We start from the raw sequence: 7856 nt of genomic DNA on the forward strand, positions 1-7856 counted from the left end.
TCGCAGCATTCCTCAAGTCCGGCGGCGAGATCCAGCAAATTGCCAAAGGCGTCAGTGGCCAGACATTCGGCCCGTCCAAGCAGATCAGCTTGGGCAAGAAGTAATACCGGTTTCACCCCGTCCAGAGGCGCTTTGAGCTTCGAAGCGCCTGGACAGGCACCGCGCAATCCCTCTTCGTTTTAAACAAAAATTCCTGAAAATCGACGAACGGCCATCAATGCCGGGTATTCGCCGGTATCCTTGCACGCGTCTAGATCAAGCGTTTCAGCAGGCCCTCGCCCTGCGCTCGCGGTTCATGGAGTGACGCATGCGCCCATTTCCCTGTTTATTGTTTGTCAGCCTGCTGTCAGGCGCGACCGCGCACGCGCAGGTTTTTCAGGGTGAACTGGGTGACTTCGATCTCAAGCTTGGCACCACGCCTAGCCGCAGCATGGCCCAGGGTCTGGTCAAACCGGCGGCGGTCGGTTCATTCCATGGCGGCCTCGACCTGAGCCACGACAGCGGCGTGTATTTCGGCCAGTACGCGCCGAGCATGGGCATCAGCCCGGGCAAGAATCTCGAGATCGACTCCTACGTCGGCTTCAAGCAACCGTTCGATCAGGTGCTCGGCTATGAAGTCGGAATGATCCATTACAGCTACCCACGCGTGGACACCCTCGACAGCCAGGAGCTGTTTGGTGGCCTGACTCTGCTCGGCAGTCGCTTCGGCATTGCCCTGAGCAACGACCCGGATAAACAGAACAACACCTTGTTTGCCGACCTCACTGGCAATCAACCGTTCGGCATTGGCGTGAGCATGAAGTACACCACTCACCAACTGAACACGCCGGTGGCGGTCGACGGTGGTTATGTCAGCAGTTTCACCGATTGGTCGGTGAAACTGTCGCGGCCGTTCATGGGTGTCGATCTCGATCTGATCTACAGCAATTCCAGCCTCAGCGGCAACGATTGCTCGGCCTATTCCGGCCACAACAGCGAGTGCGACGGCCTCGTCACCCTCAAGGCCGTACGCACGTTCTATTGATCGGCTGAACTGCCGCGCGCATCCTGCATCACATAAGAATCAGATTTCCGACGCCAGGCTCTCGCAAGGATTTGCCCATGTCTCGCTGGTTCAAACAGATTGCCGCCCTGCTGATCTTCACCCTCGCCCTCGGTGCTTGCAGCCGCGTGGGCTTGGCCTACCGCAACCTCGACGTGATCATCCCGTGGTCGCTGAGCGACTACGTGGACATGAATGGGGAGCAGAAAGACTGGTTCAACGACCGGCTCAAGGAACACTTGAGCTGGCACTGCACCACACAATTGCCGGGCTACCTTGATTGGCTGGACCGTTTACAGGCCATGGTCGAAAGCAATCAGGTCAGCGACGCCGCCCTGCAGGAGCGCACCGCCGAAGCCAAGCAGGCCATTGCCGAAACCGCCCGGGAAATCACCCCTTCGGCCATCGAACTGCTGCAAGGCCTGGACGATAAACAGGTCGCGGAAATGAACGACGCGTTTGCCAAGGATTTGCGCAAACGCCAGCAGGAATACGTGAAGCCCCCGTTGGCCCAGCAGATCAAGGAACGCGGCGAGCGCATGGAAAATCGCCTGAACGATTGGCTAGGCCCGCTCAGTGACACGCAGAAACAACGCGTCTTGGCCTGGACCAACGCCTTGGGCGACCAGAACACCCAATGGATCGCCAACCGTGCGCATTGGCAGCAACAGTTCAGCGCCGCGGTTGCGCAACGCAAAAGCGCGGAATTCCCACAACGCATCGAAACACTTCTGGTCCATCGCGAGCACTTATGGACAGCGGATTACCGCAAGGCCTACGCCAACACCGAAGCCCAGGCCCGCTCGCTGTTTGTCGACTTGATGGCCGAGAGCACACCGCAACAGCGTCAGCGGTTGTTGAAGAAAATCGAGGCCGTGCGCAAGGACTTCAATGACCTCAAGTGCCTGAAGGCCGCGAAGAAACCTTGAAATCACTGGAATCCAATGTGGGAGCGAGCCTGCTCGCGAAAGCGGTGTATCAGACAGTTCAATGTCACCGACAGACCGTATTCGCGAGCAGGCTCGCTCCCACAGGGCGGAATTCGCTGGCTCAGGCGATTTGAGCCTTTGAGGCGACCTCATCAAACGTCACTTCATCCAGCGCATCCTCCTGCTCATCCAGCACCTGACGCGGATGGTCATTGCCGGGGATGCTGCTGTCGATCAGGCTCAACAGGCTCGAACCCCGTGGCGTCAGGATGAAATTATTGCCGGTGCTGCCTTCATGATCCGGCCGTGGCTCGATGAATCCGCGCTCCAGCAAAAGCTTTTCATAATCACAGGCCAGGGTTTTCAAGTGATCGAGATTGTCGATCGGCTCGCCGGCGCTCGCTTTCTCGGCCGCATGGTCTTCGGCATAAGCGCGGGGAGCGAAGCTATGGCCTGCGCTGTTCTGCACTTCATGCAGCAAACGTTCAATCAAATCCCAGTTATAAGTCGTCATCCTGATCCAACCTCCGGTGCGGGTGATTTTGTGCCGCGTTCAAGGTTGTGACCGAAGCGCTGCGCAGCCGTTCAGCAGTATTTCCGGCCCCGACCGACCGACGGCTGTCGATTACCTCGCACGCTGAACGACTAGTCTGAAACAGCCGGTTCAACCCGCAGGAGACATCGTCATGAACGTTGCAAACCATCCGGTGGTATCACGCGAAGAATGGCTCGCCGCCCGCGAGCAGCATCTGGCCCACGAAAAAGCCTTCACCCGGGAACGCGATCGCCTCAGCTCCGAGCGCCGCGCCCTGCCGTGGGTAAAAGTCGACAAGGACTATCATTTTCAAGGCCCGAACGGCGAGCTCAAGCTCAACGACCTGTTTGGCAACAACAGCCAGTTGATCATCTACCATTTCATGTTTGCCAAAGGCTGGGAGGAAGGCTGCCGGGGCTGCTCGTTCCTCAGCGATCACATCGACGGCGCCAACCAGCACCTGGCCCATCACGATGTTGCGGTCGTCGCCGTTTCCCACGCGCCGTTGCGCGAGTTTCAGGCGTTCAAACAACGCATGGGCTGGAAATTCGACTGGGTCTCGTCAGAAGGTTGCGATTTCAATTACGACTTCGGCGTCTGCGCCCGGGCTGAGGATGTCGCGGCGGGAAAGGCTACCTACAATTACGAAAAAACCGACAGCGCCGAGGAAGAAATGCCGGGGCTGAGCGTGTTTTATCGCAATGACGAAGGCGAGATTTTCCACACCTATTCCACATACGCGCGCGGCCTGGATATGCTGGTTGGTGCTTACCACTACCTTGATCTGACGCCCAAGGGCAGGAATGAAGACGAGATCATGGAATGGGTGCGGCATCATGATCGGTATGACGGTGCGCCGAAGTCGGGTTGCTGCCACGCCGATTGAGGACAATCCTGGCCCCACAGTTTCTGAACTTTTACCAGGCTTCAGCCCTCAACCGGTTAACCCGCCTTAACCGGAACTGAGGCCTGCCCATGAAAACCCTGATCAAGCTGTCCCTCGCCGCCACCCTTGCCTGCGCCCTGCCCGTCTGGGCCTGCACGCCTGAAGAGGCGACGATTAAACGCGAACAACTGGCCAAGGAAGTCTCCAAGCTCACCGAGCAGAATCCGGAAAAGGCCAAGGAGATCAACGCCGAGTTGCAGAACATGGATCTGGGCACGGCCAGCGCCGATCTGCCGGACAAGTGCCAGTTGATCGATCAGCGTTTGAAGGAACTGGGGTCGGCGGAGAAAAAAGCCGACAGTTGAGGACGAAAAAAAACCGGACAATGTCCGGTTTTTTTATGCGCGTTCTACAGCTTACTCAGCCGCAGGCTCGGCTGGCTTGCGACGCTTGAGCGGGGCCATGCCGTCGCTGCTCACCAGAGAATCCGGCTTTGGACGGTTGACGCTCTTGCGCTTGGTCGGCGTCTTGGCGGCGGTTTTCTTTTTGTCGCCCTTGGCGTCGGTCTTTTTCTTTTTCACGCCGACGGCTTTACCCGAGGCCTTGACCTTTTTCGGCCCGCCGTAGGTGCCTTTGACTTCCTTGATCGTGCGGCGCTCGAAGCTCTGCTTCAGGTAGCGCTCGATGCTCGACATCAGGTTCCAGTCGCCGTGGCAGATCAGCGAGATCGCCAGGCCATCGTTACCGGCACGGCCGGTACGACCGATGCGGTGTACGTATTCGTCGCCGCTGCGTGGCATGTCGAAGTTGATCACCAGATCCAGACCGTCGACGTCCAGACCACGGGCGGCAACGTCAGTGGCGACGAGGATCTTCACACCGCCCTGCTTCAGACGATCGATCGCCAGTTTGCGATCCTTCTGGTCTTTCTCGCCGTGCAGCACGAACGCTTTGTATTCCTGGGCCACGAGGCGGCCGTAGATGCGGTCGGCCATGGCGCGGGTGTTGGTGAAGACGATGGCCTTCTGGTAGGTCTCGTTGGCAAGCAGCCAGTTCACAATCTGCTCTTTGTGCTGATTGTGGTCGGCGGTGATGATTTGCTGACGAGTCGTCGAGTTGAGCTGGCTGACCGCGTTGAGCTGCAAGTGCTCCGGATTGTTCAGAACCTTGGCGATCATTTCGCGCAGACCGGAACCGCCGGTGGTGGCGGAGAACAGCATGGTCTGCTGACGGTTCGGGCACTCATCGACCAGACGCTGCACGTCTTCGGCGAAACCCATGTCGAGCATGCGGTCGGCTTCGTCGAGCACCAGCACTTCGACTTCTTTCAGGTCGAGGTTGCCGGCGTTGAGTTGCTCGATCATCCGCCCCGGGGTGCCGATGAGGATGTCCGGCACTTTGCGCAGCATTGCCGCCTGCACCTTGAAGTCTTCGCCGCCAGTGATCAGGCCGGATTTGATGAAGGTGAACTGCGAGAAGCGTTCGACTTCCTTCAAGGTCTGCTGGGCCAGCTCACGGGTTGGCAGCAGGATCAGCGTCTTGATGCTGACGCGGATCTTCGCCGGGCCGATCAGGCGATTGAGGATCGGCAGGACGAAAGCGGCGGTTTTGCCGCTACCGGTTTGCGCCGTCACCCGCAGATCACGCCCCTGGAGCGCCAGCGGGATGGCCGCGGCTTGCACTGGCGTTGGCTCGACAAATTTCAGCTCGGCCACGGCTTTGAGCAGGCGTTCGTGCAGGGCGAATTGGGAAAACACGGGTGCTACCTCGAAGATATGCAAAAAAACAGCTGCATAGGTTACCGGTTTCGAGCGCTCAGGCCGAGTTTCTTTGTGCAAACGCCGACAATCAGTGGTTTTTTTGTTGCCCGATTTGTCACTCGCTGCAATACACGGCGTCTTAAATGCTCTAATCGGCCCTCGCGTCTTACAGAAGAAATGTTTCGCTTATGGATATCAAACAGCTCTGGCTCAAAGCCCAAGGCCTCTGGGGCACGCTCGAAGAGCACCCAATTCTGCAATCGGGACTGGCGCTGCTGGTGCTGCTGGTCATCGCGCTGGTGCTCGGACGGGTGGCGCGTTACCTGATCCTGCATGCCAGCCGCATGCTCGGCCGCCAACCGGCGTTGCACTGGATCAACGACTTTCGCCACAACAAGGTGTTTCAACGGCTGGCGCAAATGACGCCGTCACTGGTGATCCAGTTCGGCCTGCACCTGGTGCCGGAGCTGAGCAAAACCGCGATGAATTTTCTCGGCAACGTCGCCCTGGCCTTCACCATCCTGTTCCTGCTGCTGGCGGTCAGCGCCCTGCTCAACGCCCTGCTCGACATCTACGCGCGCACCGAGCATGCGCGTACACGCTCGATCAAAGGCTACGTGCAACTGGCGAAAATGGTTTTGTACGTGTTCGGCGCGATCATCATCGTCGCCACCCTGATCGACCGCTCGCCGCTGTTGCTGCTGTCGGGTCTGGGTGCGATGTCGGCGGTGATTCTGTTGGTCTACAAGGACACGCTGCTGTCGTTCGTCGCCAGCGTGCAGCTGACCAGCAACGACATGCTGCGGGTCGGCGACTGGATCGAAATGCCACAAGTCGGCGCCGATGGCGACGTGGTCGACATCACGTTGCACACGGTCAAAGTGCAGAACTTCGACAAGACGATCGTCTCGATCCCGACCTGGCGGCTGATGTCCGAGTCGTTCAAGAACTGGCGCGGCATGCAGCAGTCCGGCGGTCGGCGGATCAAGCGCAGCCTGTTCATCGATGCCAGCGGCGTGCGCTTCATCCGCGACGACGAGGAAGAAAAGCTCTCGCAGGTGCACCTGCTGACCGACTACATGGGCCGCAAGAAAGCCGAGCTCAAGGCCTGGAACGAAGCGCAGGGCAATGTCGCAGCCATGTCGGCCAACCGCCGCCGCATGACCAACATCGGCACCTTCCGCGCCTACGCGCTGGCGTATCTGAAGAGTCATCCGGAGATTCAGCCGAACATGACCTGCATGGTCCGGCAGATGCAGACCACCGCGCAGGGCATTCCGCTGGAAATCTACTGCTTCACCCGCACCACGGTGTGGGCCGATTACGAGCGGATTCAGGGCGATATTTTCGATTACCTGCTGGCGGTGCTGCCGGAGTTCGGGTTGAGCCTGTATCAACAGCCGAGTGGCGGGGATTTGCGCGCAGGCTTGCTGCCAGCGGTGTTGGGCTCGGCGAGTATTCCGGAGCCGGAAAAACACCTGATGTAACCCAAAGATCAAATGTGGGAGCGAGCCTGCTCGCGAATGCAATGTGTCAGTCGCCCCATACTTATCTGACCCAACGCCTTCGCGAGCAGGCTCGCTCCCACAGGGGTTATGCGGCGCCCGGGGATTTGCGGATGCCCAACCGACTGATCCACACAGCCGCCAGAATTACACCCCCGCCAAGGAACAATCTCCCCAGTTCCTCATGCTGATTCCAGATCAGCAGATTCAACAGCAGCCCCACCGGCACATGCAGGTTGTTCATCACCGCCAGGGTACCGCCGTTGACCATGCACGCGCCCTTGTTCCACCAGTACAGACCCAATGCGGTCGAGACCAGACCGAGAAACAGCAACACGCCCCATTGCAGCGGCGCTTCCGGCAGGAAGTTCGATTTGCCGAACAACAGGAACGCTGGCAGCACAACCGCCAATGCGCCCAGGTAGAAATAACCGAAGCGGCGGTAATGCGGCAGATCGCTCGGATGCTTGGCCACCAGATGCTTGTACATCACTTGCCCGGCGGCGTAGGTGAAGTTGGCCAGTTGCAGCAGCAGAAAGCCCATGAAAAAGTCGGGACTGATGCTGTCGAAGCGAATCACCGCCGCACCGCCGACTGCCACCAGCGCAGCAACCAATGCCCACGGATTAAAGCGACGGTTCAGCGCGTCTTCGATCAACGTCACGTGCAGCGGCGTGAGAATCGTGAACAGCAACACCTCCGGCACCGTCAGCACACGGAAGCTCAGGTAAAGGCAGACGTAAGTCACACCGAACTGCAACGCGCCGATCAGCAACATGCCACGCATGAACGCCGGCTCCACCGAACGCCAGCGGGTCAGCGGAATGAACACCAGCCCGGCCAGCACCACACGCACCAGCACCGCGAAGTAGCTGTCGACATGCCCGGCCAGGTATTCGCCGATCAGACTGAAAGAAAACGCCTGGATCAGCGTCACAAAAAGTAGATAGCCCATGTTCGCCTCGAAATCGAATGGCGGCGACGATAGCGGGTTTTGCCGCTCACTGCGAATAGCCGGAAACACAAATAACCGGTGGGAGCGAGCCTGCTCGCGAAGGCAGCGTGTCAGACGGCTGATACTTTTCTGATACACCGCTTTCGCGAGCAGGCTCGCTCCCACAAGGAGTCATGTGTTGTTCGTCAAATCGCAGACAAAAAAAAGCCCGATCTCGCTAAAGCGTTCAATCGGGCTACAGCAC

The 7856-nt window shown here is 58.8% G+C and carries 8 protein-coding genes and 1 pseudogene; 6 read left to right on the forward strand and 3 right to left on the reverse strand.

Annotation, left to right across the window (positions count from 1 at the left end; genetic code table 11):
• The 3 genes and pseudogenes from D6877_RS30260 to D6877_RS27675 form a co-directional block, all read left to right on the forward strand.
• Positions 1–104, forward strand: a pseudogene (locus tag D6877_RS30260) (hypothetical protein); the annotation flags it as partial.
• Between the two features lie 203 nt (positions 105–307).
• Positions 308–1024, forward strand: a complete 717-nt coding sequence (locus D6877_RS27670) for a TorF family putative porin (protein WP_130912742.1) — start codon at positions 308–310, stop codon at positions 1022–1024.
• Positions 1025–1101: 77 nt separating this feature from the next.
• Positions 1102–1971, forward strand: a complete 870-nt coding sequence (locus tag D6877_RS27675) for a DUF6279 family lipoprotein (protein WP_130912743.1) — start codon at positions 1102–1104, stop codon at positions 1969–1971.
• A 121-nt stretch (positions 1972–2092) separates the two neighbouring features.
• On the opposite strand, the gene D6877_RS27680 is transcribed toward D6877_RS27675, so the two are convergent.
• Positions 2093–2485: a hypothetical protein gene (locus D6877_RS27680; RefSeq protein WP_056783658.1), complete on the reverse strand. Its 393-nt coding sequence runs from the start codon at positions 2483–2485 to the stop codon at positions 2093–2095.
• 172 nt (positions 2486–2657) lie between these two features.
• Between D6877_RS27680 and D6877_RS27685 the strand changes: the two genes are divergently transcribed.
• Entirely contained in the window at positions 2658–3392 is a 735-nt protein-coding gene (locus D6877_RS27685) for a thioredoxin family protein (RefSeq protein WP_130912744.1), read from the forward strand.
• A gap of 89 nt (positions 3393–3481) precedes the next feature.
• On the forward strand, positions 3482–3757 hold the full coding sequence (locus D6877_RS27690) for a hypothetical protein (RefSeq protein WP_130912745.1): 276 nt from the start codon (positions 3482–3484) through the stop codon (positions 3755–3757).
• A gap of 51 nt (positions 3758–3808) precedes the next feature.
• Here the strand turns inward: D6877_RS27690 and D6877_RS27695 are convergent, their stop codons facing one another.
• Positions 3809–5149, reverse strand: coding sequence for a DEAD/DEAH box helicase (locus D6877_RS27695; RefSeq protein ID WP_024012040.1), 1341 nt, complete (start codon positions 5147–5149; stop codon positions 3809–3811).
• A 191-nt stretch (positions 5150–5340) separates the two neighbouring features.
• On the opposite strand from D6877_RS27695, the gene D6877_RS27700 reads away from it, so the two are divergent.
• Entirely contained in the window at positions 5341–6639 is a 1299-nt protein-coding gene (locus tag D6877_RS27700) for a mechanosensitive ion channel family protein (RefSeq protein WP_130912746.1), read from the forward strand.
• Positions 6640–6745: 106 nt separating this feature from the next.
• On the opposite strand, the gene D6877_RS27705 is transcribed toward D6877_RS27700, so the two are convergent.
• Entirely contained in the window at positions 6746–7612 is an 867-nt protein-coding gene (locus tag D6877_RS27705) for a carboxylate/amino acid/amine transporter (protein ID WP_130912747.1), read from the reverse strand.
• Positions 7613–7856: the final 244 nt, after the last annotated feature.

It is taken from the genome of Pseudomonas sp. Sample_9, from assembly GCF_004307535.1.
Taxonomy (GTDB): domain Bacteria; phylum Pseudomonadota; class Gammaproteobacteria; order Pseudomonadales; family Pseudomonadaceae; genus Aquipseudomonas; species Aquipseudomonas mercuritolerans.